The following is a 24,074-nucleotide window of genomic DNA, read 5'->3' as shown; positions in this document are numbered from 1 at the left end:
GAGTCCCGTCCGGGACCGGTGTGCGGCCCCCATCAGCCCGCACCGGTCCCGGACGCGACCGAACCCGCTCAGCCGCCCCGCGTGCCGGCCTCGCCGTCGGCTGCTTCCCCGGCAGCCGCCGAACGGAGGTCGGCGATCTCCTTCTCGAAGTCCTCGATGGAGGAGAAGGATCGGTAGACGCTCGCGAACCGCAGGTACGCGACCTCGTCGAGGTCGCGCAGCGGACCGAGGATCGCCAGCCCCACCTCGTGGCTGGGGATCTCGGCCGCGCCACGGGCGCGGACCGTCTCCTCGACCCGGTGGGCGAGCTGCTGCAGGTCGTCCTCGTCGACCGGCCGGCCCTGGCACGCCCGCCGAACCCCGCCGACCACCTTCTGCCGGCTGAAGGGCTCGCTCACCCCGCTGCGCTTGACGACGGCGAGCACGGTCTCCTCGACCGTGGTGAACCGCCGCCCGCACGAGGTGCAGGACCGGCGACGGCGGGTGCAGGTCCCGTCGTCGGCGGTCCGGGAATCGATCACCCGCGAGTCCGGGTGCCGGCAGAACGGGCATCTCACGACGGATCCACCCTTCTCCCGTCACCGACCGGGAACGCCTCGCGACGATCAGCTCCCCCAACCCCTGGGAGAACGACACCAATGTAACCCCAACATCTAGGGGTCCGCCAATCCGGAGCCGGCGTGGCGCCGAGCTTCCCCCGATCGGGACCCGAAGACTCGCACACCCGCCCTCACCGGCTGCCGGGGCCGTGGACGCCCTCCGGGAGGCATACCCACTGATCAGACGGCACGACGCCGGTGCGGGCGCCGCCCACCGGCCGGATCCGGCCGCGCCGGACGGCCACCCGGTTCCGCGACACGCCGCACCCACGCGCCGGACGGCACGCCGGATCGCCACCGCGCCACCCGGCCCCTCAGCGGTCGACGACGAGCACCGGCGCCGACCCCTCGGACGGCACGGCCGATCCGGCGTTCCAGCCGGCGGCGGCGTCGCCGAGCAGCCCCAGCAGCAGCACCACGGTCGCCGAGCAGAGCACGGCCGCGGCCCCGGCCAGCAGCCGCTCCCCGCGCGGGCGGACCCCGCTCCGGCCACGACGCCGGGCCACCGCCACCAGGCAGCGGCGGGACGCCGGACGCACCACCCGGACTACCCGGCTCTCCCGGCCCTCCCGGACGGCGGACGCGCCGCCACCCGGCGTGGGAGCCGGACCGCCGCGCCACACGGCGGCCGGCCGGGCCGGCCCGCCGGGCAGCGCGCCGCGAGCGCAGACGCCGCCGCGGCGCGGACCGGGTTCGGGCTCGGCACGTGCCACCCGCAGCGACCGCTCCGCTCGCACTGCCGGCACGGACGACCGCACCGCTCGCGCCACCGGCAGTGACTGCGCCGTGACCGCCGCGAGCACGGGCTCGTCGGGATGGCGCCCGTCGGGGCAGACCGCCGGGCGGCTGACCCTCCGGCGCGCCCGGACCGGGCCGCGCCTCCCGCCGGATCGCACCCGGCGCGCCACCTCGTGGACCTCGAGCTCTCGCATGGCTCCTCCGTATGGTCCTCGCGGACCGTCCGCGATCACCGTCGACGCCGGCCCTGCCGTGCGCCGTGCCCGCCGGGCGACCCTTCCCCGAGGCCGATCGAACGGGCGTACGAGCTGTGTAGCACCGGACACCGACAAGAATCGCGTCGCCGCAGGTCAGCGAGCCGTCAGCGCCCGGAGGAGACCGCTGCCGGCACTGCCGGCGCTGTCGGCCCGGCCGGAAGCGACCCCGCGGCCGACAGGTCGGCGAGCAGTCCCAGCCCGACGACGGTCGTCGCCGCCGCCAGCACCACACCCGCACCGGCGACCACGCGCCGCAGCACTCCCCGCGCACGGACCGCGGGCCGCGCCCACGGGCCGCCGGCGCGGACCGGTTCCGCTCCACCCCTGCCGACGCCGCCGACGCCCCGCAGCTCCACCACCGTCGCGTCCACATCGCACCCTTCGCTGCCGCGTCCGGACACCCCGCCGGGCACCCGAGGGCATCGAATCGATGTTCGATCGAACGCCCGTGCGATGTTGTACCACCGGAGCCCGGCCGGAATCCACGACACGCCGCCCCGGGCTTCGAACGCATGTTTGGCGTCCGGGCCCGGAATTGGTTACGCTCGTGGCGGTACATCCTCGAGGAGGCGAATGCGATGGCAGCGGACGAGTCCGGAGACGGGGCGTCCACCGGACAGGGTTCCGCGAGCGTCCGGGAGTTCCCCGAACCCCCGGCCGCCACGCGCGGTCTGACGCCGCGTCAGCGGAAGGTCCTGAGGGTGATCCGGGAGTGGGTGGACCAGTACGGCTACCCGCCGAGCGTCCGCGAGATCGGTGACGCGGTGGGGCTGACCTCCACCTCGTCGGTGCACCACCAGCTGCGGACGCTGGAGCGCAAGGGCCTGCTGCGCCGGGACCCGAACCGCACCCGCGCGGTGGACGTGCGCAGCCCGGAGCAGGCTGCGGAGGGCACCGACGGGAGCGCCGAGCCCGCGCGGACCGAGCGGCCGGCGCCGGCGTTCGTGCCGCTGATCGGCGACATCGCCGCCGGCGGCCCGATCCTGGCCGAGGAGGCGGTGCAGGACGTGTTCCCGCTCCCGCGCGAGATCGTCGGCGAGGGCACGCTGTTCCTGCTCAATGTCAAGGGCGACTCCATGGTCGACGCCGCGATCACCGACGGGGACTGGGTCGTCGTCCGCCAGCAGCCGGTGGCCGAGCAGGGCGAGGTCGTCGCCGCGATGATCGACGGCGAGGCCACCGTGAAGACGTTCCGCCGCAAGGACGGGCACATCTGGCTGATGCCGGCCAACGACGCCTACGAGCCCATCCCCGGCGACGACGCGTCGATCCTGGGCCGGGTCGTCGCGGTGCTGCGCCGGCTCTGAGCCCGCGGCGGTCAGCGCCGGCGGCCGTGCAGGGCCATCGCGCCGATCCCGGCCAGCAGCAGCGCACCGAGTGCGCCGGCCCCGGCGACGGCGGGCAACCACTCCGGCGTCGACCGCTGCCGGGGTGCCTCGGCGGGTTGCGGGACGACCGGTGCGGTGGCTGCGGTCGCCGCGGCCACGGCACCGGGCACGGCGCGAACCCCGGCCGGGGCCGTCGCGCGGGCCTCGGTGCCGGAATGCAGGGTGCCGCGGCCGTCCACCGCGACGGCCTCGCCCTGCGCTTCGTCCGGCAGCGGTACCGGCATCGGCGCCCCACGCACGGCGTCCACCAGCGCGTCCCCGGTCACGGCACCGGCCGGGTCGCTCCGGAGCGGGAACAGCCAGGCGTCGGTGTACGTCCGCAGGACGGCGGCACGCCCGCCCTCGGTCCCGGGTGGTGCGACCGCACCGCCGGTGACCGTGCGGGCGCCACCGGCGCCGAGCGGGCCGCCTGCGCCGGCGGAGTACGGCAGGACGATCTCGGCGACCCGGCGCAGCCCTGTCGTCCCCCCGTCGCCGAGCGGGCGGTCCGGGCGGTACACCCCGGCCGCGCCGCTCACCTTCTCCACGATCAGGGGCACCCCGTCGTCGGCGACCAGGACCGCCTCGGCGTCGCGCGGGCCGTCCGGGTAGACGAGGTCGTGCACCCGCGGCGGACCGGACGTCGGCAGCACGACCAGGCGGACCGTGTCGCGCCCGGCACCGTTGTCCCCGATGTCGGCCAGCCACAGCGCACCGTCGGGGGTGACGCCGAGGTCCTCCACGTCCTCGACCGCCACCCCGGTGTCCCGCACCGCGCTGACCGCGCAGGTGGCCGGGTCCAGGGTGGTGACCGTGCCGGATCCGCCGCCGTCGGCGATGGCGTGATACCGCTGCGGCGGGCCACCGACCTCGCCCTCGGCAACGAGGCCGGACAGCTCCGACATCCGGTCGTCGTCGATCGTGCAGACCGGCCGCGGCGCGCCGGGACCGGGCCGCGGCACCTGGGAACCGGCGGCGACCGGCGCCGCGGTATCCCGGACCGCGGGCCCCGGTGCGGGAGCGCCGGGCGCGGCGACGGCGAGCGACCCCGGGAGGGCGAGCCCCACGACCGCGGACACGAGCAGGGCGGTACTCCGGACGGGCCGGCGGGCAGCGCGACGCGGCAGCGGCCGACGTCCGACGGCACCCGGGATCGACCGACCGGCGGCACCCGGCACCCACCGGCTCCAGGCGCCACCAGGTACCGAACGACGGCCCGCGGCACCGGGCATCGAGCAACGTCCTGACGCCATGCCGTGCCGCGGGGTCGTCCGCCGGGGCGGGCGGGTCAGTTCCGCGCCGCCGCCACCGGCATCTCGGCCGTGGCACGAGGTCCGACGGCGTACGGCAGCACCGCCACGCCCAGCTCCGGCCCCACCCGGGCCCGGATCCGGGTGCCGTCGCCGGTGTGCTCCTCGGCGAGGACCTCGCCCTCGTCGTGCAGCCGGGCCACCAGCGCCCCCTCGGTGTAGGGCAGCAGCAGGTCGACCTCGTACTCCGGGCGGGGCAGCCGCTCGGCGATCCGCTGGCGGAGCTTCCCGATGCCGCGACCGTCGTGCGCGGACACGAACACCGCCTCCGGCTGAGCGTGCCGCAACCGGGCCAGCGCGAGGTCACCGGCGAGGTCGGTCTTGTTGATCACGAGCAGCTCCGGCGGCATCGTGCCGCCCTGCTCCTCGCCGATCTCCACGAGCACCTGGCGGACGGCGGCGATCTGGTCGTCGGGCAGCGCGTCGGAGCCGTCGGCGACGTGCACGAGCAGATCGGCCTGGGCGGCCTCCTCCAGCGTGGAGCGGAACGCCTCGACCAGCTGGTGCGGCAGGTGCCGGACGAACCCGACGGTGTCGGTGAGCGTGTAGGCCCGCCCGTCCGGGGTCTCGGCCTTCCGGGTGGTCGGGTCCAGGGTGGCGAACAGCGCGTCCTCCACGAGGACCCCGGCGTCGGTCAGCCGGTTGAGCAGGCTGGACTTGCCGGCGTTGGTGTAGCCGACGATCGCGACCGACGGGACCTCGTTGCGCCGGCGGCTACCGCGCTGGGTCTCCCGGACCTGGCGCATCGCCCCGATCTCGCGGCGCAGCTTCGACATGCGGGCGCGGATCCGGCGGCGGTCCAGCTCGATCTTCGTCTCACCGGGGCCGCGACCGCCGATGCCGACACCACCCGCGGCGCGGCCACCGACCTGCCGGGACAGGGTCTCACCCCAGCCGCGCAACCGCGGCAGCAGGTACGACAGCTGGGCCAGCTCCACCTGGGCCTTGCCGTCCCGGGAGCGGGCGTGCTGGGCGAAGATGTCGAGGATCAGCGCGGTCCGGTCGATCACCTTGACCTTGAGCCGCTCCTCCAGCTGGCGGAGCTGGCCGGGCGAGAGCTCGCCGTCGCAGATCACGGTGTCCGCCTCGGCCGCCCGCACGGCGAGGCCGAGCTCGTCGACCTTCCCGGATCCGATGTACGTCGCCGGGTCGGGCGTGGACCGGCGCTGAACCAGCCCGTCGAGCACTTCCGAACCGGCGGTCTCGGCCAGCCTGGCGAGTTCCCCGAGGGACGCCTCGGCCTGCTCCGCGGACCCCTCGGTCCAGACCCCGACCAGCACGACCCGTTCCAGTCGCAGCTGCCGGTACTCGACCTCGGTGATGTCGGTGAGCTCGGTGGACAGGCCGTGGATGCGGCGGAGCGACGAGCGCTCCTCCAGGTCGAGTTCGCCGGTGGACGGGGTGTCCTGCATGTGGGCTTCAGTCATCTTGCGCTCCAGTGTCCCACGTCCGACCGCGGTTGTCCGGTCCGTTTCGTCCGGCTGGGCCGGAGCCCTCCCGGCACCCCGAAGCCCGTGCCCCGACCGGACTCGTCGGGACGTGCGCAACCGGCCACGGCACCTCGGTCAGTGCAGTGATCACGGATCGGGAGCAAATGCGGTCACCGGTGGCCGGATCCGCTCCGTATCCGTGATCACCCGCGGGTGCGAGGCACGGTCACCGGTCCGGCACCGGTCGACCAGCAGGACGCATCGGTCGCGGCCGGGGCCCGTCCGTGCGCACCGAACGCCGAGCGGACGTCGATCAGCGCGCTCGTGCCGCCGCAACGGCGCAAAGGTGCACGTCACGGGCGCGCCCGTGGTCGATCGGTGCGTTTCTCGCCCAGTGCGGGCCGGACCGTGCTCGCGACCGCACCCACATGTCGACGTGCCCGCGTTCGGCCGTGGCCGGACCGGGACCGCGCGAGCCGACCGGGCGAGCGGCACACCGGGATCTGCTGCGCCGGCCGCCGGGCACCGGCGTCAGGCAGGGGCGTCCCACCAGGCCCGGTCGAGCTCGCCGGTGGCGAGCAGCACCGCGGGACCGTGCAGCACCGTCCGGCCGGTGGCCCCACCGGCCCCGGCGTCGACGGTCACCCGCAGCTCCCCACCCGGGGTGGTGACGTGCACGTCGCCCGCGTCGTGACCGGCCGCCCGCAGCGCGGCGACGACGGCGGCGACCGTCCCGGTGCCGCAGGCCCGGGTCTCCCCCACCCCGCGCTCGTGCACCCGCATCCGGACCCGGCCGCCGTCGGCGGGGCCCTCGAGCGGGGTCACGAACTCGACGTTCACCCCGTGCGGGAACGCCTGCGGATCGAACACGGGCGGCTCGGTGAGGTCCAGCGCGTCCGGATCCGCGGCGATCACGCACGCGAGGTGGGGGTTGCCGACGTCGAGGGCCACCCCGTCGAACCGGGCTCCGCCGGTGGTCGCGACGGACGCCGGGCCGATCGCGACCGGGCCCATGTCGACCGACACGGTGTCACCGGAGATCGTCGCGGTGCGCACGCCGGCGCGGGTGCCGATCGCGCCCCCGCCCGGAGCCCAGCCACGTTCGTGCAGGTAGCGGGCGAAGACCCGCACGCCGTTGCCGCACATCTCGGCGATCGAGCCGTCGCCGTTGCGGTAGTCCATGAACCACTCGACGCCCGGCACCGGCTCGGGCACCGTGCCGTCGCCGGCCAGCTTCGCCCAGCGCACGACGCGCAGCACGCCGTCGGCACCCAGGCCGCGCCGGCGGTCGCACAGTGCCGTGACCCGCTCGGGGGTGAGGTCGAGCGCGGCGTCCGGATCCGGCAGGACGACGAAGTCGTTCTGCGTGCCGTGCCCCTTGGTGAACTCGATGCCGCCGCTCATACGGCCAGCGTACGAGCGAGCAGCGACAGCGCGTGCGCGGCCAGGTCCGGGTCGGCGCCGTCGAGCCAGTGGATGCGCTTGTCACGGCGGAACCAGGACCGCTGCCGGCGCACGAACCGCCGGGTGGCCCGCACGGTGCCCTCCCGGACCGCGTCGAGGTCCGGGTGCTCGGGGTCGGCGGCCAGCGCGTCGAGCACCTGCCGGTAGCCGAGCGCCCGGGACGCGGTGCGGCCCTCGGCGAGACCGTGCGGCAGCAGTCCCCGGACCTCCTCGACCAGCCCGTCGTCGAGCATCCGGTCGACCCGTACCGCGACCCGGTCGTCGAGCTCGTCGATGTCACGGTCGACACCGAGCAGCACGGCCTCGTAGCGGGGCGCGCCGGTGGTCGGCAGGGTCGCCCGGAACGGCTTCCCGGTCAGCGCGATCACCTCGAGCGCGCGCACGATCCGCCGCCCGTTCGACGGCAGCACCTCGGCCGCGGCCGCCGGGTCGACGTCGGCCAGCCTGCGGTGCAGGACGCCCGGCCCGACACGGTCGAGCTCCGCCTCCAGCTCGGCCCGCAGCGCCGGGTCGGTGCCGGGGAACTCGAGCTCGTCGAGGACCGCCTGGACGTAGAGCCCGGACCCGCCCACGAGCACCGGGGTGCGCCCGGCGGCCCGCAGCCGTTCGATCACCGCGCGGGCCTCGCGCTGGTAGGCGGCCACCGACGCCGTCTCGCGGACGTCGAGCACGTCGAGCAGGTGGTGCGGGATCCCGCGACGTGCCTCGACCGGCAGCTTCGCGGTGCCGATGTCCAGGCCCCGGTACAGCTGCATGGCGTCGGCGTTGACCACCTCCCCGCCGAGCTCCTCGGCGAGCGCCAGCCCCAGGTCGGACTTGCCGGTCGCGGTCGGCCCGACCACGGCGACCAGCGGCGGCCCGCTCACGCCGGCGTCACCGGCTCCCACAGGGCCACGTGGTAGGCGACGCCGTAGGGCATCGAGGTGTGCCGGTGCGCCGCCGTCCACGCCCGGCCGGCGGCGGCACCGGCCATGACCTGCCACGGCGCGCGGCCGGCCGCCCACAGCTCGGCGGCGGCCGCCGGGTCGAGCGCGGCGAGCGCCTCCGGGTCGGGCACGTCCAGCGCGGCGGCGACGACGGCGTCGAACGCCTCGGCGCGCTCGTCGAACCCGCCGGGGGCCGCCGGGGTGTGCATCGCGGCGCCGTCGCCGAGCACGAGCAGCCCGACGTCCTCGGCCGCCAGGGTGCGGCCCAGCTCCGCGCATCCGGACGGGGACGCGTCCGGCGCGACCAGCTCGCCGCGCACCGCCGTGACCCCGGTCCCCGCCGCAGCCCACCCGGCGACCAGCAGCGGCAACGGCAGCTCCGGGCCCTCGTCGGCCGTGCCGCGGCCCGGCAACGCGACCGGGACGTCCCGGCCGTACCCGGCGAACGTGCCCCGGGTGCCGGGGGCGACGGTGCGGCGACCACCCGGGTCGGCGCCGACCGCGACCCACACCGGTGCCGCCGCGGCGAGCGCCTTCACCGCGGCCCGGACGGCGTCGCGCAGCGCCTCGGTCTCGACTGCGGCGTCCCCGCTCAGGTCGGGTACGAGCAGCGGCGGCTGGGGAAGGACGGCGATCGCGGCGGGCACGGCGTCCCAGCGTAGCCAGCGGTCCGGCGCCCCGCCCGGACGGCCGTCCCGCGACCCCGCTCTCGCAGGTGGCGGGCCGGGACGGTTCCCCCGGGGGTGGTCCACCTGCTTGAATCGCGTTTCCGACCCCTCGCCGCGGCGAGGAGGCTCGGTGCGCGCACGGCCCCGTACGGATCTCCGGACGGGGCGCCCGCCGTGACCGGCGGGCCGAACGAGGAGGACACGCCGGTGCCCGAGACCAACGCCGCCCGCTCCGGAGCACGCCCCGGACCGCCGCCGCCCGCCGGGGCGGCCCCGAAGCCGGGCCCGCCCCCCGGCGGGCCACGGCCGGGACCGCCCGGCGCCCGGCCCGGGCCGAAACCCGCGGTCCCCGCACCGCCGGCAGCGCATCCCTCACCGGTCCCCTCGGCGTCCGCCGATCCGGGCCGCTGGGGCCGGGCCGACGCCGACGGCACCATCCACCTGATCACCCCGGACGGCGACCGGGTCGTCGGCTCCTACCAGGCCGGACCGCCCGCCGAGGGACTGGAGCACTTCGCGAAGCGGTTCGACGCGCTGGTCACCGAGACCGAGGTGCTGGCCGCCCGGATCGCCGGCGGCGGGGACCCGAAGGCGTCGCTGACCGCGCTGCAGGCGTTGCGCGACGGGCTCGACGAGGCTCACGTCGTCGGGGACGTCGCGGGCCTGCGGGCCCGGCTGGACGAGCTCGTCGAGCTGGCCGAGCAGGGCGTCGCCGCGGCCCGCGCGGAACGGGACCGGGCCCGCTCGGACGCCCTCGCCCGCAAGGAGGCCCTCGCCGTCGAGGCGGAGAAGCTGGCGGCGGACTCCACCCAGTGGAAGCAGGCCGGGGACCGGTTCAAGGCGATCCTCGACGAGTGGCGGACGATCAAGGGCGTCGACCGCCGGACCGACGAGCAGCTGTGGAAGCGGTACTCGAAGGCCCGGGAGGCGTTCAACCGGCGGCGCGGCTCGCACTTCGCCGACCTGGACCGGCAGCGGATCGCCGCGAAGGCCCGCAAGGAGGAGCTGGCCGCGCAGGCCGAGGCCCTCGCCGACTCCGAGGAGTGGTCGTCGACGGCGGCCGCCTACCGCGACCTGATGGCCGAGTGGAAGGCCGCCGGGCGCGCGCACCGCGAGGCCGACGACGCGCTGTGGGCGCGCTTCCGCGGTGCCCAGGACCGGTTCTTCGCCCGCCGCAACGAGCACTTCGCCGCCCGGGACGCCGAGTTCGCCGCGAACGCCGAGGCCAAGAAGCAGCTGCTGGCGGAGGCCGAGAGGATCGACCTCTCGGATCCGGACGCCGCCCGCGCCGCCCTGCGCGACATCCAGGAGCGGTGGGAGGAGATCGGCAAGGTGCCCCGCGAGGAGATCCGCACCCTCGAGGGGCGGCTGCGCGGGATCGAGGAGCGGGTCGCCGAGGCCGCCGACGCCCAGTGGCGCCGCAGCGACCCGGAGGCCCAGGCGCGCGTCGAGCAGTTCCGGGCCCGGGTCGAGCAGTTCGAGGCGCAGGCCGAGAAGGCCGAGTCGTCCGGGGACCGGAAGCGGGCCGAGCAGGCCCGCGCGCAGGCCGCCCAGTGGCGCGAGTGGCTGGAGGCGGCCGAAGGCGCTACGCGCTCGTGAGTGGTTGTCGCGGCCCTGACCGCGACAACCACTCACGAGCGCTTCAGCGCCGCCCCCGCCCAGACGAACGTCAGCAGCACCACGGCCAGCACGCCCAGCACCAGCCCGAAGCCGGGCCCGCCGCCGGCACCGGTCTGCTGGGACCAGATCGCCCACACGCCGTTCACCGAGGAGAACCCGCAGCCGTACGCGGACAGCCAGGCCAGCACCCACAGCCGGGTGACCAGCGCGGTCACCGAGCAGGCGATGGCGAACGTCGTGAGGGTGATCGAGAACAGGGTGGGCAGCGGCCCGGCGTCGGCACCGGACAGGACCTCCCAGCCGGCCATCCCGGCCACCCAGGGCAGCAGCAGCGAGCTCACCGCGGCGAGGACGCAGACGGCGATCAGCATGGCCCGCGGGCCCGGGTCGATCCGCCGCACCGCGGTCCGGCCGGTGCCGTCGACACCGGCACCCTTCGAGCCGGTCACCGGGCACCTCCCGGGACGGCGCACGGCGAGACCGGCTCCGGCGCGGCGGCCGGCTTGCCGAACGCGGGCAGCCCGAGCGTCGTGGGGGCGCCGGTGGGCCGGTCGCCCGCCTCGGCCGCGTCCCCGGCCCGGGTGCGGCGGTGGGTGAGCACCCCGCCGTCGGCGACGAGGTGGTGCGGCGCGCCGTAGTCGATCCGGACGGTCACCAGATCGCCCGGCCGGATCCCGCCGGTGCCGCCCGGGGCGAAGTGCACCAGGCGGCCGTCCCGGGCGCGGCCGGTGAGCCGCCGGGTGGCGTCGTCCTTGCGTCCCTCACCGGTCGACACCAGCAGCTCGACCTCGGTGCCCTCCTGCTTGCGGTTCTCCGCCCAGGAGATCTCCTCCTGCAGCGCGACCAGCCGCTCGTAGCGCTCCTGGACGACCTGCTTGGGCAGCTGGCCGTCCATCTCGGCGGCCGGGGTTCCGGGGCGCGGCGAGTACTGGAAGGTGAACGCCTGCGCGAACCGGGACTCGGCGACCACGTCCAGTGTGGCCTGGAAGTCCTCCTCGGTCTCCCCGGGGAAACCGACGATGATGTCGGTCGAGATGGCCGCGTGCGGGATGGCCGCACGCACGTCGGCGAGGATCCGCAGGAAGCGCGACGACCGGTAGGAGCGGCGCATCCGGCGCAGCACGTCGTCCGAGCCGGACTGCAGCGGCATGTGCAGCTGCGGGCAGACGTTCGGCGTCCCGGCCATCGCGGCGATCACGTCGGAGGTGAAGTCCCGCGGGTGCGGCGAGGTGAACCGCACCCGTTCCAGGCCCGGCACGTCCCCGCAGGCCCGCAGCAGCTTCGAGAACGCCTCCCGGTCGCCGAAATCGGAGCCGTAGGCGTTGACGTTCTGCCCGAGCAGGGTCACCTCGAGCACGCCGTCCGCGGCGAGCGCCTCCACCTCGGCGAGCACGTCACCGGGCCGCCGGTCGCGCTCCTTGCCGCGCAGCGAGGGCACGATGCAGAACGTGCACGTGTTGTTGCACCCCACCGAGATCGACACCCAGCCGGCGTAGGCCGACTCGCGGCGGGCCGGCAGCGTCGAGGGGAACACCTCGAGCGCCTCGGCGATCTCGACCTGGGCGGTCTCGTTGTGCCGGGCGCGCTCCAGCAGCGTCGGCAGCGCGTGCACGTTGTGGGTGCCGAACACGACGTCGACCCACGGCGCCTTGCGGGTGATCGTGTCCCGGTCCTTCTGCGCGAGGCAGCCGCCGACGGCGATCTGCATGTCCGGGTTGGCCTGCTTGCGCGGCCGGAGGTGGCCGAGGTTGCCGTAGAGCTTGTTGTCCGCGTTCTCGCGCACCGCGCAGGTGTTGAACACGACGACGTCGGCGGTGTCCGGGTCCTCGGCCCGGGCGTAACCCGCTTCCTCGAGCAGACCGGCCATCCGCTCCGTGTCGTGCACGTTCATCTGGCACCCGTAGGTGCGCACGGTGTAGCTGCGGCTCACACTCCGAGGGTAGGCGCCGGTCCCGACCCGTGCCGCACCGGTGGGGCGGGGCCGCATCCGGGGCGTCCCGCGGCAGCGGGGCGGCGCGCGGGGGTGGGCGCGCCGTGACCGCCGGTCCGGGATCGGCGAGGATGGCGCGGTGACCGGCCCCACACACGCACCGGCGACGGTGTCCCGGCGCGCGCTGCTGCGCGCCGGTCTCGCCGGCGCCGCGTTCGGGGCCACCGGCTGCACCGGGTCGGCACCGCCGCCCCGGCTGGTGATCGCCGGCGGGGTACGGCCCGGCGTGTACATCGCGCTCGCCAAGGCCCTCGCCGAGATCTGGCAGGAACGGCTGCGGCTTCCGGCCCACCCGGAGGTCCTGACGACGGCCGGCAGCACGCAGAACATGCAGCTGCTGACCTCGGGCGGTGCGACCGTGGCGATCAGCCAGGTGGACGTGGCCGCGGACATCGCCACCGGCGTCACCGGGCCCGGGGCGCCGCTCGCGCTGGCCCGGCTCTACGACGACGTCACCCACCTCGTCGTCCGCCGCGACTCGCGGTTCCGCACCCTCGACGACCTGCGCGGGGCCCGGGTGTCGATCGGCCCGGCGGGCAGCGGCTACCAGCCGATCGCGCTGCGGCTGCTGGAGGTGGCCGGGTTCGGGGCGGACGGGCTCGGGGAGCGCGCCGAGCTCGGCCTCGGCGACGCCATCTCGGGCCTGCGCGCGAACCGGATCGACGCGTTCTTCTGGTCCGGCGGGGTCCCGACCGACGGCATCCGCGCGCTGGCGGCCGAGCTGCCCATCCGGCTGCTGGACCTCGGTGCCGTGCTGGACCGGATGCGGGAACGGTTCCCCGTCTACTCGGTGGGCACCGTCCCGGCGAACACCTACGGCCTGCCCGGCCCGGTGTCCTGCCTGTCGGTTCGCAACGTGCTGCTGGTGACCGCCGGGATGGACGACGCCACCGCGCACGCCCTGATCGACGCCGCGTTCGACGAGCAGCCCCGGCTGGCCCGGACCAGCCCGGCCGCGGTGACGATCGACTCGCGCTCGGCGATCGGGACCCAGCCGGTCCCGCTGCACCCGGGCGCGATCGAGTTCTACCGCTCGACGAAGGGCTACTGATCGGGCGCCGGGTCGAGCCACAGGGTGACGCGCAGGCCGCCGTACTGGCGCGGCGCCGGGTCGAGCGCCAGGATCCCTCCGGCGGCCGCCGCGGTGCGCGCGGCGATCGCCAGCCCCAGCCCGCTGCCCTCCACGTTGGACTGCCCCGGCGCCCGCCAGAACCGGTCGGTGGCCCGGGCCCGGTCCTCCGCGGGCATCCCGGGGCCGCCGTCGACGACGCTGACCCCCACCCGGCCGGCGATCCGCAGCGTGGCGACCCGGACCCGCCTGCCCGGGGGCGTGTACTTCAGCGCGTTGTCGAGCACCGCGTCGAGCACGGTCTCCAGCCCGGCCGGGGTGATCCGGGCCCGCAGCCCCCGCGGGCCGCTGCGGCGCAGCTCGACGCCGGTGTGCTCGGCCAGCGGCCGCCAGTTCTCCAGCCGGTCGTCGACGACGGCGTCGAGCCCGGTGACCGCGTCCCCGGCCGACGACTCCGCGGCCTTCTCCGCGCGGGCCAGGGCGAGCAGGCCGTCCAGCACCCGGGACAGCCGCTCGGCCTCCTCCATCGCCGCGACGTGCTCCTCGGCGGCGTCCCGCTCCACGTGCCCGTCCAGGTTCGACAGGCGCAGGCGCAACGCGGTGAGCGGGTTGCGGAGCTGGTGGGAGGCGTCCGCGACGAAGGCGCGCTGCGCGGCGAGGGCCTCGCGCACCGTCTCGGTCATCCGGTCGAACGACCCGGCGAGCAGCCGCAGCTCGGGCGGACCGCTCCGGCGGATCGGCGGGCCGGGCGACCCGCCCGCGACGACGGCGGTGCCGACCCGCCCCATTGCCTCGTCGAGCCGGCGGACCGGGCGCAGGATCCACACCGTCAGCGGCAACGCCACCAGCGTCCCGGCGAGCAGCGCCAGCAGCGCCGCGCCGGCGATGACCGACCAGGTCCGCAGCTCCGCGGCGCGCAGGGCCTCGGTCGGCGAGACCGTCATGACGGCCCCGACCACCTCGCCGTCGACCAGCACCGGCTCGGCGATCGCGATCGGCTGCTCGTCCCACGGCATCAGCAGCGGGTAGGTCTCCGACCGGCGCCCCGCGAGCGCCACCCGCAGCCGGTCGGCGGGCTCCCCGGCGAGCTCGGGCAGGCGTTCCGGCGGCCGGGAGGCGACCACCAGCGCCCCCGAGCGGTCGAAGACCGCGACCGCCACGTCGTAGACCTCGTCGTAGCGGGTGATCTCGGCGGTGAACGCGGTCGACGCGGCCCGGCCGTCCGGTGACTCGATCAGCGGGCGCTGGGCGGCGGACGCGAACGAGATGGTGTCGGTGAGCCGGTCGGTGAAGACCTCCTCCTGGCTGCGCTGGGCGTCGGTGAGGGCCAGCGGCACCCCCAGCCCGGCGGCCAGCAGGCCGACGAGCACCAGGAAGACCAGCAGCAACCGGCTCCGCACCGCTAGTCCTCGGTAACGGCGAACCGGTAGCCGACGCCCCGGACGGTCCGGATCAGCTCGGGCCGGCCGAGCTTCGTGCGCAACGTCGCGACGTGCACGTCCAGGGTCCGGTTCGCCCCGGCCCAGCCGCGCCCCCACACCTCGGCGACGATCTGCGCGCGGGTGCAGACCGCACCGTCGGCCCGGGCGAGCAGCGCGAGCACCTGGAACTCCTTGCGGGTGAGGACGACCTCCTCGCCGGCCACCGTCACCTCGTGCCGTTCCGGGTCGACGCGCACGTCCCCGACGGTCACCGGCGCCGCCCCGGCCGGCGTGGCCGTGCCGTCGGCGCGGACCTTGCGGCGGCGCTGCACCGCGTGCACCCGGGCGACCAGCTCCCCGATGTCGTAGGGCTTGACCAGGTAGTCGTCGGCCCCGGTGTGCAGGCCCGCGATCCGGTCGTGGACCTCGCCGCGCGCGGTCACGATGAGCACCGGGACCTCGCTGACCGCCCGGATGTCCCGGCAGACGTCGAGGCCGTCGGCGTCCGGCAGCCCGAGGTCCAGCAGGACGACGTCGACGCCGTCGAGGTGGTCGACGACGCCGCGGCCGTGGTCGAGGCGGGTCGTGGTGATGCCGTGCCGGTGCAACGCGGGACGCAGCGCGGCCGCGACGCGGTCGTCGTCCTCGATCAGCAGGATGTGCACCGGTGCCCGTCCTTCCGTTACGTGGCCGAGACCCTAAAGCTTCCTCAAGGTGGTGGACTCACATGTCCGTTCCGTCCAGGCTCTCGCCATGTCCGGAGGCACCATGAGCAGTACGTCGGAGTCCCGCACCCCCATGATCCGGATGAGCGGGGTGCAGAAGCACTTCGGGGACCTCCACGTCCTGCGCGACATCGACCTCGAGGTCGCCCGCGGCGAGGTCGTGGTCGTGCTCGGCCCCTCCGGGTCCGGCAAGTCCACACTCTGCCGGACGATCAACCGCCTGGAGCCGATCGACACCGGCACGATCGAGGTCGACGGCGTGCCGCTGCCGGCCGAGGGCAAGGCGCTGGCCGCGCTCCGGGCGGACGTCGGCATGGTGTTCCAGTCGTTCAACCTCTTCGCCCACAAGACGATCCTCGAGAACGTCACGCTCGCCCCGCTGAAGGTCCGCGGGCTCGGCAAGGCCGAGGCCGAGAAGGAGGCCATGCAGCTGCTGGAGCGGGTCGGCATCGCCAACCAGCGCGACAAGTACCCGGCGCAGCTCTCCGGCGGCCAGCAGCAGCGCGCGGCGATCGCCCGCGCGCTGGCGATGCGGCCGAAGGTCATGCTGTTCGACGAGCCGACCTCCGCGCTGGACCCGGAGATGGTCAACGAGGTGCTCGACACGATGACGGCGCTGGCCCGCGAAGGCATGACGATGCTGGTCATCACCCACGAGATGGGCTTCGCCCGCAAGGCCGCGCACCGGGTGGTGTTCATGAGCGACGGCGAGATCGTCGAGGACTCCACCCCGGACGACTTCTTCACCAACCCGCGCAGCGACCGGGCCAAGGACTTCCTCGGCAAGATCCTCTCCCATTGAGGCACTGACCGGTACCCCGTCCCCTTCCACGAGTGGAGATCGACGCATGAAGAGAACCCGCATGCTGGTGGCGGCCGCCCTGGCCGCCGCGCTGGCGCTGGCCGGTTGCGGCCAGGAGGGCGCGCCCGGCGCGGAGGGGTCCGGCTACGAGCCGACCGTCGCGCAGAACGTCCAGGTGGCCGGCTCGCCGACCTTCGACAAGATGAAGCAGCGCGGCCGCGTGATCATCGGCGTCAAGGACGACCAGCCCGGTCTCGGCTTCCGCGACGCCACGACCGGCCAGTTCTCCGGCTTCGACATCGACGTCGCGAAGATGGTCGCCGGCGGCCTCGGCTTCGCCCCGGACCAGATCGACTGGAAGGTCGTCCCCTCCGCCGCCCGCGAGGACGTGATCGAGCGCGGCGAGGTCGACTACTACGTCGGCACCTACACCATCAACGACAAGCGCAAGCAGCGCGTCGGGTTCGCCGGCCCGTACTACACCGCCGGCCAGAGCCTGCTGGTCCGCAAGGACGAGAACCAGATCACCGGCCCGCAGACCCTGCAGGGCAAGACGGTCTGCTCGGTGACCGGGTCGACCCCGATCCAGCGGGTCCGGGACCAGAAGCTGACCGGCAACGTCGTCGAGTTCCAGACCTACACCCAGTGCGTCGACCAGCTGATCAACGGCCAGGTCGACGCCGTCACCACCGACGACGCGATCCTGCTCGGCTACGCCTCGCAGAACCCCGACCAGCTCAAGGTCGTCGGCGAGCCGTTCTCCGAGGAGCCCTACGGCATCGGCGTCCCGCGCGGCGACACCGCCTTCCGGAACAAGGTGAACGACATCCTCGAGGCCGCCATCAACGACGGCACCTGGAAGCGGATCTACGACGGCACGCTGGGCAAGTCCGGCAGCCCGGCCGACCCGCCGCAGGTCGAGCGCTACTGACCCTCGCGCGGCCCCGGTCGCCGGCGTCCCGCACGCCGGCGACCGGGCCGCCGCCCGACCCTCGGAAGGAGACCGGCGCGGTGACCGTCCTGCTGGACAACCTCGACGTCTACTGGCAGGGACTCGTCGGCACCATCGGGTTGTTCGTGATCTCCGCGATCGGCTCGCTGATCCTCGGCACGCTCGTCGCGGGCCTTCGGGTCAGCCCGGTGCCCGTCCTGCGCGGCTTCGGCACCCTGTACGTGACGGTCCTGCGGAACACGCCGCTCACCCTGGTGCTGTTCTTCTTCGCCTTCGCCTACCCGCGGCTCGAGCTGGTCGAGTTCTCGTTCTTCACGCTCGCCTGCATCGGCCTGACGCTCTACACCGCCGCGTTCGTGTGCGAGGTCGTGCGGTCGGGCATCAACACCGTCCAGGTCGGCCAGTCCGAGGCCGCCCGCGCGCTCGGCTTCACGTTCGCCCAGACCCTCGGCCAGATCGTGCTGCCGCAGGCCGTCCGGGCGGTCGTCCCGCCCCTGACGAACATCCAGATCGCGCTGCTGAAGAACACCACGATCGCCTCCGGTTTCGCGGTGTTCCAGCTCGGAAACGTCTACAGCGTCCTGTCCGAGCGCGGCTACAACGTCATGATCGGGCTGCTCTGGGTCGCGCTGGTCTTCGTGATCCTGGTGGTACCGCTGACGCTGCTGCAGCGCCGGCTCGACGCGCAGTGGGGTGTGTCCCGATGAGCTCGGTCCTCTACGACGTCCCCGGCCCCGTCGCGGTCCGGCGCTACCGGACCCTCGGCGTCGTCGGCACGGCCGCCTGCCTCGGGATCCTCGCGTTCGTGGTCTGGCGCTTCTACCAGGCGGGCCAGTTCGAGCCCCGTCTGTGGGAGTGGATCACCTACGTCCGCATCCAGTACCTGCTGCTGGACGCACTGTGGGCCACCGTCAGCGCGTTCGGGGTCGCGGCGGTGTTGTCGCTGCTGTTCGGTGCCGTGTTCGCGACCGGCCGGCTCTCGGAGCACCGCTGGCTCAGCGTGCCGTCGACGACGATCGTCGAGTTCTTCCGCGCCGTCCCGCTGCTGGTCCTGATCTTCATCCTGTACTACGGCCTGTCCCAGGGCGTCGGGATCGAGATCGACCCGTTCTGGGCGGTGGTGCTCGGCCTGATGCTCTACAACGGCTCGGTGCTCGCCGAGGTCTTCCGCGCCGGGATCAACGCCGTCGCCCGGGGCCAGCGCGAGGCCGCGTACGCGCTGGGGATGCGCAAGACCCAGGTGATGACGAACGTGCTGCTGCCGCAGGCGTTCCGGTCGATGCTGCCGACGATCCTGTCCCAGCTCGTCGTGGTGCTGAAGGACACCGCGCTCGGGTTCATCATCCTGTACCCGGAGCTGCTCTACCAGGCCCGCTTCCTGGGCAGCCAGAACCAGCTGGGTGCGCCGATCCTGCCTGTGGCGCTGGTCATCGCCGTGATCTACATCGGGCTGTGCCTGATCCTCACCGGGATCTCGCGGCTGGTGGAGATGCGGCTGACCCGGACCCCGAAGGCGGCGAAGCCCGCCGGTGCGCCCGCCGCGCCGGTGTCCTGACCGGTCAGAGGTTCTCGATCTCCACGGGTTCGATGCCCTCCTCCTCGGGGAGGGCGAACCCGAAGACCCGGGAGTAGAACGCCAGCTCGGCGTCGAGCGCCCGGCGGATGCTCTCGGCCCGCCGGAACCCGTGCTGCTCACCGCGGAACAGCAGGTAGGCGACGGGGACGCCGCGCGAGCGCAGCGCATCCACGATCATCTCGGACTGGTTGGGCGGGACGATCGCGTCCTCGTCGCCCTGCAGCACGATCAGCGGGGTGGAGAACTTCTCGACGTGGGTCAGCGGCGAGCGTTCGGTGTAGACGTCGCGGGCCTCCGGGTAGGGCCCGATCAGCCCGTCGAGGTAGCGGGACTCGAACTTGTGCGTGTCCGCGGCCAGTGCCGCCAGGTCGGCGACGCCGAAGTGGTCGGCGCCCGCGGAGAACGGGGTGTCCTCGCGGGCCAGCGCGGCGAGCGTGGTGAACCCGCCCGCCGAGCCGCCGCGGATCGCCATCCGGTCCGGGTCGACCCGCCCGGTCTCGGCGAGCGTGCGGGCCGCTGCCAGGCAGTCGGCGACGTCGACGATCCCCCACGCGCCCTTGAGCTGCTCGCGGTACTCGCGCCCGTAGCCGGTGGAGCCGGCGTAGTCGACGTCGACGACACCGAACCCGCGGCTGGTCCAGTACTGGACGCCGACGTTCAGCACCGGGACCGCGGACCCGGTCGGCCCGCCGTGGATCACCACCAGCAGCGGGGGCAGCTCGCCCTCGGGCGGCTCGTGCGCGCCGAGCGGCGGGTAGTACAGCGCGTAGCCGGTGCGCGGGTTGCCCTCGGCGTCGGTGGACAGGAACTGGATCGGCTCCGGCACCGAGATCGTCTCCGGGTGCAGGCCGAGGTCGCGGGGCGGGCGCAGGGTCTGCACCCCGGCCGCGCCGGGCTCCCCCGCGCTCGCCGGGGCCGGGACGACCCGGTGCACGCCCGGCTCGGCGGTCGGGCTCCCGGCGACGCAGACGACGGCGTGCGGCCCGTCCGCGCGCACCGATCCGATCACCGAGAACGGGGTGTCCAGCTCGACGATCGTCCCGTTCAGCTCGCGGACGGCGAGGCGGTCGAAGCCCTGCGACGACCGCGCGAACACCACCCGGCCGTCGTCGAGGACGGCGTACCGGGACCCGCCGAGCGCCCACCCGGGCACGCCGATCTCGGCGTCGATGCGGACCAGCGGCTCGATGTCCTGGCCGGGCATCCAGCGGTACAGGTTCCACCAGCCGGTGCGGTCGGACAGGAACGTGAGCGACCCGTCGGGCTGCCACTGCGGCTCGCCGACCGACTCCCCCGGCCCGCCGGCGACCACGACGTCCATCCCGGAGGCCAGGTCGCGGACGGTGAGCTCGACGTCGTCCCACGGCATCGAGGGGTGGTTCCAGGACAGCCAGGCCAGCGCGGCGCCGTCCGGGGACAGCCGCGGTGCCGCGACGAAGTCCGGGCCGCTGACCAGCACCTCGGGGGTGGACGGCACGCGGGCGTCGAGCCGGACGATCTCGTTGACGACGTCGGCCGCGGGCGCGTGCTCGGCCGGGTGGTGCTCGCGGACCGCGACCATCCAGGACCCGTCCGGGGCGACGTCGCCGTCGGCGTAGCGGTCGCCCCGCGGCACGGACGGCTCCGGGGTGAGCGCCACCGGCTCGGCGCCGCACTCCAGGCGGTGGAGCCGCTGGTCGGCCCACTCGACGTACCAGAGGACGCCGGGGCTGCCGCCGTGCAGCCACCAGGCGCCGCCGCCGTACTCGTGGACGGCGGTGCGCGCGTTGGCTCCCTCGGGCAGCAGGTCGGTGCGGGTGCCGTCGTCGGACCGGCGGACGAGCTGGATCCGCCCGCCCTCGGCCGCGCGGCCCTCCGCCCAGATCACCCCGGTGCCCTCGGTGCCCGGTGCGCCGTCCGGCCGGACGTCCCCGAGCCGCACCGCGGCCGCCACCACCAGCTCGGACGTGACCGGTGTCGGCCACGACCCGTACCCCGAGATCGTCACGGATCCCACGCTAGTCACCGTCCCGGCGGGACGCGCCGCCCGGCACCCGTGATCCGTGGCCGCCGTGACCATGCCCACGGGCGCACCTGACCGAGCGCTCCGACGACCGCGCGTGCGGATGTGCTCAGCCGGGCCGACGCCGCGGGCGCGATCGTCGCGTCCCGCCTGGAGCGCTACGGCCCGCCTGGCACGCTGCGCTACGGCGCGCCTGGCACGCTGCGCTCCGCGGGTGAGGCCGGCGCGGTGCACGCCACCGCGGGAGCCGGCCGATCCGCGCGTTCCCGCCCGCGCCGGGGCTGGATCGTGCTGATCGCGCGGCGAGCGCCGGTCGGGTGGGGGACGTCCTTGTGGCGTTCGGGATGCCCGCTTCGGCCCCGCCCCGGGCGGAATCGTGCAGATCGACGATGCCGGCGCCGGTGACCTGCACGATGCGGCCGCGCGCGGGGCAGGAACGTGCTGATCGACATCGTCAAGGCGTTCGGGATGCACGCTCCGGCCCCTCCCCGGGCCAGACCGTGCAGATCGACGATGCCAGCCCCAGTGACCTGCACGTTTCCGCCGCGCGCGGGGCAACAACGAGCTGATCGACATCATCATGGCGTTCGGGATGCACGCTTCGGCCCCTCCCCGGGCCAGACCGTGCAGATCGACGATGCCGAGCCCCATCGACCTGCACGCTCTCGCCCTGCCCCGGACAACAACGTGCTGATCGACACCGCCCTCGAGTCCGAGAGGCACGCCCCGGCCCCGGCCGCGGGCGGCACCGTGCAGATCGATGGCGCCGGTCCCGGTGACTTGCACGTGTCGCCGTGCTCGCGGCCGCGCCGCTGACTCGTGCGCGGCGAGGGGATGGTGCCGGCCGGGCTGCCGCGGTCGGGGCGCTCAGCGGGCGCCGGCGAGGGTGTCCCGGAGCAGCCGCACGGCCAGCGGGAGCGCCCCCGGCCGCAGCACCGGGACGATCCCGAGCACCCCACGCGTGCCCGTCCACCAGCGCACCCGGCCGTCGGTGCGCACCACCCCGATCGCGGGCGTCGTGCAGGCGGCGACTCCGGCGGGCAGGTTCGGGTAGATCTCGGCGAGCCGGGGTTCGCGGCAGGAGCGCGCCCGTACCCGGACGGTCACGCAGCCGGGAAGCTCGCGGGCGATCCGGGAGCAGGGCGCGCAGGTCGCGTCGTGGACGATGACGAGCTCCCGGATCCGCGTGCGTGCCACGCGGCCATCATCGCCGACCGGTCCCGGGCGCCCGGCCGCGGCCGTGCCGCACCCTCCCCCGGCGTGCCGCACCCCTCCCGCGAGGTGCGGCACGCCGACACGGGGTGCGGCACGCCACGACGGGGTGCGGCACGGCGCCACGGCGTGCCACACAGCGCTACGCGGTGGGGTGGTCAGCCGTGGGTGCCGGGGCGCAGGATCGCCCCGGCCAGCCGCGCGGGGTGCGACAGCATCGGATGGTGCGCGCCGGGGACCACCTCGGGCTCCACGCCCGGCAGCCGCCGCGCGAGCACCTCCCGCACGAACTGCTCCGGGAAGAACTTGTCGTCGCGGCAGAGCAGGTACCGGGTCCGGACCTCCGGCCAGGAGTCCCGCGGCCACGGCTGCTCGAACGCCGTCGCCGACTGGTCGCGCTCGTGCCGCAGCGCCTCGGCCGCGACCTCGTCGGGGACGTCGTGGAGGAACAGGGCGACGACGTCGTCGGGATCCCGGCCGTCCGCCGCGTCCTGCGCGGCCAGCGCTTCCGCGTGCCCGGTCGCGGCCCACCACTGCGATCCGGACTCGCCCGGTGCCGGCACCATCGCCGTCACCAGCACCAGCTCGCGCACGGCCAGCCGGTCGCACACCAGCGGGGCGGTGAACCCGCCGAACGAGTGCGCGACGACGACCAGGTCGTCCGGGTCGCCGTCGCCGGTCTTCACCGCCTGCACGACGGCGTCGGCGTAGTCCTCCAGGTGGGCGCCGTCGTCGTCGCACGGGAGGTCGACGGCGACGGCGCGGTGGCCGCGGCCGGTCAGCTCCCACATCAGCGGGCCCCAGTACCAGGTGTCGGTGCCGGCCCCGGGGACCAGCGCGAACGTCGTCATACCCGCTCCGACCGCCCCGGACGGCGGTTCTCATCGGTACCGTCGGAGGTCCGTCGCAGAGGAGGACCGATGAGCGACCCCGCGCAGCCACCGGAACCGGACGGCCCGGCCACCGACTACACCGACGACGGCGTCCCGACCTTCGAGTTCGTCCGCGACCGGATCGAGGGGCGGGCGGCGACCGCCGCCGCCGCGGAGGAGCTCGCCGGCGACGACTCCCGGGCCCGCGAGGCGCAGGACGCCTACGCCGACCGGGAGCGCAAGGCCGCCGACCGGCTCGAGGAGATCCGCCGCTCGATGGGCCGGTGAGCGCTCACGACCGCTTGAAGATCTTGTCCCCGAGCCAGACCAGCGGGTCGTACTTCCGGTCGACGGCCCGCTCCTTCAGCGGGATCAGCGCGTTGTCGGTGATCTTGATGTGCTCGGGGCAGACCTCCGTGCAGCACTTGGTGATGTTGCAGTAGCCGAGGCCGTGCTCCTCCTGGGTCTCGGCCGCCCGGTTGCCGTGCGCGTCGAGCGGGTGCATGTCGAGCTCGGCCATCCGCATGAGGTAGCGCGGCCCGGCGAACGCCGCCTTGTTCTCCTCGTGGTCGCGGACCACGTGACACGTGTTCTGGCACAGGAAGCACTCGATGCACTTGCGGAACTCCTGGCTCCGCTCGACGTCCACCTGCTGCATCCGGTACTCGCCGGGGGCGACGCCCTCGGGCGGGGCGAAGCTCGGGACCTCCCGGGCCTTCGTGTAGTTGAACGACACGTCGGTGACCAGGTCCCGGACCACGGGGAACGTCCGCAGCGGCGTGATCGTGACGACCTCGTTCTCCGCGAACGTGTTCATCCGGGTCATGCACATCAGCCGCGGCCGGCCGTTGATCTCCGCCGAGCAGGAGCCGCACTTGCCGGCCTTGCAGTTCCATCGGACGGCGAGGTCGTTGGCCTCGGTGGCCTGCAGCCGGTGGACGATGTCGAGGACGACCTCGCCCTCGTTGACCTCGACGGCGTAGTCGACCAGCCCGCCCCCGGAGTCGTCGCCGCGCCAGACCCGGAAGTGCTGGAGGTGGGCCTGCTTCTTCTCCGTGCTGGTCACTTCGATCC

At 74.7% G+C, this 24,074-nt stretch carries 24 protein-coding genes; 8 read left to right on the top strand and 16 right to left on the bottom strand.

What is annotated here, in order from left to right; translation table 11 throughout:
* Positions 1 to 68 precede the first annotated feature (68 nt).
* From nrdR to H7X46_RS07455, 3 genes are all read right to left on the bottom strand, one after another.
* Positions 69 to 557 (bottom strand): transcriptional regulator NrdR, encoded by a 489-nt coding sequence (gene nrdR / locus H7X46_RS07465; RefSeq protein WP_186358705.1) that lies wholly within the window; start codon positions 555 to 557, stop codon positions 69 to 71.
* A 356-nt stretch (positions 558 to 913) separates the two neighbouring features.
* Positions 914 to 1,345: a hypothetical protein gene (locus H7X46_RS07460; protein WP_186358704.1), complete on the bottom strand. Its 432-nt coding sequence runs from the start codon at positions 1,343 to 1,345 to the stop codon at positions 914 to 916.
* A gap of 353 nt (positions 1,346 to 1,698) precedes the next feature.
* Positions 1,699 to 1,965, bottom strand: coding sequence for a hypothetical protein (locus H7X46_RS07455; protein ID WP_186358703.1), 267 nt, complete (start codon positions 1,963 to 1,965; stop codon positions 1,699 to 1,701).
* 207 nt (positions 1,966 to 2,172) lie between these two features.
* On the opposite strand from H7X46_RS07455, the gene lexA reads away from it, so the two are divergent.
* A complete protein-coding gene (gene lexA / locus H7X46_RS07450) occupies positions 2,173 to 2,901 on the top strand; it encodes a transcriptional repressor LexA (protein ID WP_186358702.1) in 729 nt (242 codons plus the stop codon).
* 11 nt (positions 2,902 to 2,912) lie between these two features.
* Here lexA and H7X46_RS07445 read toward each other — a convergent pair whose 3' ends face one another.
* The 5 genes from H7X46_RS07445 to H7X46_RS07425 form a co-directional block, all read right to left on the bottom strand.
* Complete coding sequence (locus H7X46_RS07445) at positions 2,913 to 4,040, bottom strand: hypothetical protein (RefSeq protein WP_186358701.1); 1,128 nt, start codon at positions 4,038 to 4,040, stop codon at positions 2,913 to 2,915.
* A 209-nt stretch (positions 4,041 to 4,249) separates the two neighbouring features.
* Positions 4,250 to 5,698: a GTPase HflX gene (gene hflX, locus H7X46_RS07440; protein WP_186358700.1), complete on the bottom strand. Its 1,449-nt coding sequence runs from the start codon at positions 5,696 to 5,698 to the stop codon at positions 4,250 to 4,252.
* Between the two features lie 534 nt (positions 5,699 to 6,232).
* A complete protein-coding gene (gene dapF / locus H7X46_RS07435) occupies positions 6,233 to 7,105 on the bottom strand; it encodes a diaminopimelate epimerase (protein WP_186358699.1) in 873 nt (290 codons plus the stop codon).
* Complete coding sequence (gene miaA, locus H7X46_RS07430) at positions 7,102 to 8,031, bottom strand: tRNA (adenosine(37)-N6)-dimethylallyltransferase MiaA (protein WP_186358698.1); 930 nt, start codon at positions 8,029 to 8,031, stop codon at positions 7,102 to 7,104. The genes dapF and miaA overlap by 4 nt, the downstream gene beginning before the upstream one ends.
* Positions 8,028 to 8,738, bottom strand: a complete 711-nt coding sequence (locus H7X46_RS07425) for a hypothetical protein (protein WP_186358697.1) — start codon at positions 8,736 to 8,738, stop codon at positions 8,028 to 8,030. Before H7X46_RS07425 ends, miaA begins: the two co-directional genes overlap by 4 nt.
* A 228-nt stretch (positions 8,739 to 8,966) precedes the next feature.
* Between H7X46_RS07425 and H7X46_RS07420 the strand changes: the two genes are divergently transcribed.
* Positions 8,967 to 10,358 (top strand): DUF349 domain-containing protein, encoded by a 1,392-nt coding sequence (locus tag H7X46_RS07420; RefSeq protein WP_186358696.1) that lies wholly within the window; start codon positions 8,967 to 8,969, stop codon positions 10,356 to 10,358.
* A 32-nt stretch (positions 10,359 to 10,390) separates the two neighbouring features.
* On the opposite strand, the gene H7X46_RS07415 is transcribed toward H7X46_RS07420, so the two are convergent.
* Entirely contained in the window at positions 10,391 to 10,828 is a 438-nt protein-coding gene (locus H7X46_RS07415; protein ID WP_186358695.1) for a hypothetical protein, read from the bottom strand.
* Positions 10,825 to 12,366, bottom strand: coding sequence for a tRNA (N6-isopentenyl adenosine(37)-C2)-methylthiotransferase MiaB (miaB, locus tag H7X46_RS07410; RefSeq protein WP_186358694.1), 1,542 nt, complete (start codon positions 12,364 to 12,366; stop codon positions 10,825 to 10,827). Before miaB ends, H7X46_RS07415 begins: the two co-directional genes overlap by 4 nt.
* 82 nt (positions 12,367 to 12,448) lie before the next feature.
* Here miaB and H7X46_RS07405 point away from each other — a divergent pair, with 82 nt between their 5' ends.
* Positions 12,449 to 13,420, top strand: a complete 972-nt coding sequence (locus H7X46_RS07405) for a TAXI family TRAP transporter solute-binding subunit (protein WP_186358693.1) — start codon at positions 12,449 to 12,451, stop codon at positions 13,418 to 13,420.
* On the opposite strand, the gene H7X46_RS07400 is transcribed toward H7X46_RS07405, so the two are convergent.
* Together H7X46_RS07400 and H7X46_RS07395 are read right to left on the bottom strand one after the other, a co-directional pair.
* Positions 13,414 to 14,838, bottom strand: a complete 1,425-nt coding sequence (locus H7X46_RS07400) for a HAMP domain-containing sensor histidine kinase (protein ID WP_186358692.1) — start codon at positions 14,836 to 14,838, stop codon at positions 13,414 to 13,416. The genes H7X46_RS07405 and H7X46_RS07400 overlap by 7 nt on opposite strands.
* 2 nt (positions 14,839 to 14,840) lie before the next feature.
* Positions 14,841 to 15,524: a response regulator transcription factor gene (locus tag H7X46_RS07395; RefSeq protein WP_186358691.1), complete on the bottom strand. Its 684-nt coding sequence runs from the start codon at positions 15,522 to 15,524 to the stop codon at positions 14,841 to 14,843.
* A gap of 133 nt (positions 15,525 to 15,657) precedes the next feature.
* On the opposite strand from H7X46_RS07395, the gene H7X46_RS07390 reads away from it, so the two are divergent.
* From H7X46_RS07390 to H7X46_RS07375, 4 genes are all read left to right on the top strand, one after another.
* Positions 15,658 to 16,386 (top strand): amino acid ABC transporter ATP-binding protein, encoded by a 729-nt coding sequence (locus H7X46_RS07390; RefSeq protein ID WP_186362509.1) that lies wholly within the window; start codon positions 15,658 to 15,660, stop codon positions 16,384 to 16,386.
* 46 nt (positions 16,387 to 16,432) lie between these two features.
* Entirely contained in the window at positions 16,433 to 17,317 is an 885-nt protein-coding gene (locus H7X46_RS07385; protein ID WP_186358690.1) for a glutamate ABC transporter substrate-binding protein, read from the top strand.
* 80 nt (positions 17,318 to 17,397) lie between these two features.
* Positions 17,398 to 18,045, top strand: coding sequence for an amino acid ABC transporter permease (locus H7X46_RS07380; protein ID WP_186358689.1), 648 nt, complete (start codon positions 17,398 to 17,400; stop codon positions 18,043 to 18,045).
* The gene (locus tag H7X46_RS07375) at positions 18,042 to 18,893 is read left to right on the top strand and encodes an amino acid ABC transporter permease (RefSeq protein ID WP_186358688.1); all 852 of its coding nucleotides are present in this window, start codon (positions 18,042 to 18,044) and stop codon (positions 18,891 to 18,893) included. Before H7X46_RS07380 ends, H7X46_RS07375 begins: the two co-directional genes overlap by 4 nt.
* 4 nt (positions 18,894 to 18,897) lie before the next feature.
* Here the strand turns inward: H7X46_RS07375 and H7X46_RS07370 are convergent, their stop codons facing one another.
* The 3 genes from H7X46_RS07370 to H7X46_RS07360 form a co-directional block, all read right to left on the bottom strand.
* The gene (locus H7X46_RS07370) at positions 18,898 to 20,901 is read right to left on the bottom strand and encodes a prolyl oligopeptidase family serine peptidase (protein WP_370588650.1); all 2,004 of its coding nucleotides are present in this window, start codon (positions 20,899 to 20,901) and stop codon (positions 18,898 to 18,900) included.
* Positions 20,902 to 21,783: 882 nt separating this feature from the next.
* Positions 21,784 to 22,113, bottom strand: a complete 330-nt coding sequence (locus H7X46_RS07365; protein ID WP_186358686.1) for a hypothetical protein — start codon at positions 22,111 to 22,113, stop codon at positions 21,784 to 21,786.
* A 173-nt stretch (positions 22,114 to 22,286) separates the two neighbouring features.
* A complete protein-coding gene (locus tag H7X46_RS07360; RefSeq protein ID WP_186358685.1) occupies positions 22,287 to 22,979 on the bottom strand; it encodes an alpha/beta fold hydrolase in 693 nt (230 codons plus the stop codon).
* A 69-nt stretch (positions 22,980 to 23,048) separates the two neighbouring features.
* Between H7X46_RS07360 and H7X46_RS07355 the strand changes: the two genes are divergently transcribed.
* Positions 23,049 to 23,288: a hypothetical protein gene (locus H7X46_RS07355; RefSeq protein ID WP_186358684.1), complete on the top strand. Its 240-nt coding sequence runs from the start codon at positions 23,049 to 23,051 to the stop codon at positions 23,286 to 23,288.
* Between the two features lie 4 nt (positions 23,289 to 23,292).
* Here the strand turns inward: H7X46_RS07355 and H7X46_RS07350 are convergent, their stop codons facing one another.
* Complete coding sequence (locus H7X46_RS07350; RefSeq protein WP_186358683.1) at positions 23,293 to 24,066, bottom strand: succinate dehydrogenase/fumarate reductase iron-sulfur subunit; 774 nt, start codon at positions 24,064 to 24,066, stop codon at positions 23,293 to 23,295.
* Between the last annotated feature and the right edge of the window lie 8 nt (positions 24,067 to 24,074).

Source organism: Pseudonocardia sp. C8 (assembly GCF_014267175.1).
In the GTDB taxonomy this organism is placed as follows: Bacteria; Actinomycetota; Actinomycetes; order Mycobacteriales; family Pseudonocardiaceae; genus Pseudonocardia.
The sequence above is the reverse complement of the archived record's forward strand: the minus strand, read 5'-3'. Positions and strand labels throughout refer to the sequence as shown.

Bases quoted from the DNA above. Each gene is read 5' to 3' on its own strand.
- lexA (WP_186358702.1), top strand. From the start codon at position 2,173: ATGGCAGCGGACGAGTCCGGAGACGGGGCGTCCACCGGACAGGGTTCC.
- hflX (WP_186358700.1), bottom strand. From the start codon at position 5,698: ATGACTGAAGCCCACATGCAGGACACCCCGTCCACCGGCGAACTCGAC.
- dapF (WP_186358699.1), bottom strand. From the start codon at position 7,105: ATGAGCGGCGGCATCGAGTTCACCAAGGGGCACGGCACGCAGAACGAC.
- miaB (WP_186358694.1), bottom strand. From the start codon at position 12,366: ATGCGGCCCCGCCCCACCGGTGCGGCACGGGTCGGGACCGGCGCCTAC.
- H7X46_RS07390 (WP_186362509.1), top strand. From the start codon at position 15,658: ATGATCCGGATGAGCGGGGTGCAGAAGCACTTCGGGGACCTCCACGTC.
- H7X46_RS07385 (WP_186358690.1), top strand. From the start codon at position 16,433: ATGAAGAGAACCCGCATGCTGGTGGCGGCCGCCCTGGCCGCCGCGCTG.
- H7X46_RS07375 (WP_186358688.1), top strand. From the start codon at position 18,042: ATGAGCTCGGTCCTCTACGACGTCCCCGGCCCCGTCGCGGTCCGGCGC.
- H7X46_RS07360 (WP_186358685.1), bottom strand. From the start codon at position 22,979: ATGACGACGTTCGCGCTGGTCCCCGGGGCCGGCACCGACACCTGGTAC.
- H7X46_RS07355 (WP_186358684.1), top strand. From the start codon at position 23,049: ATGAGCGACCCCGCGCAGCCACCGGAACCGGACGGCCCGGCCACCGAC.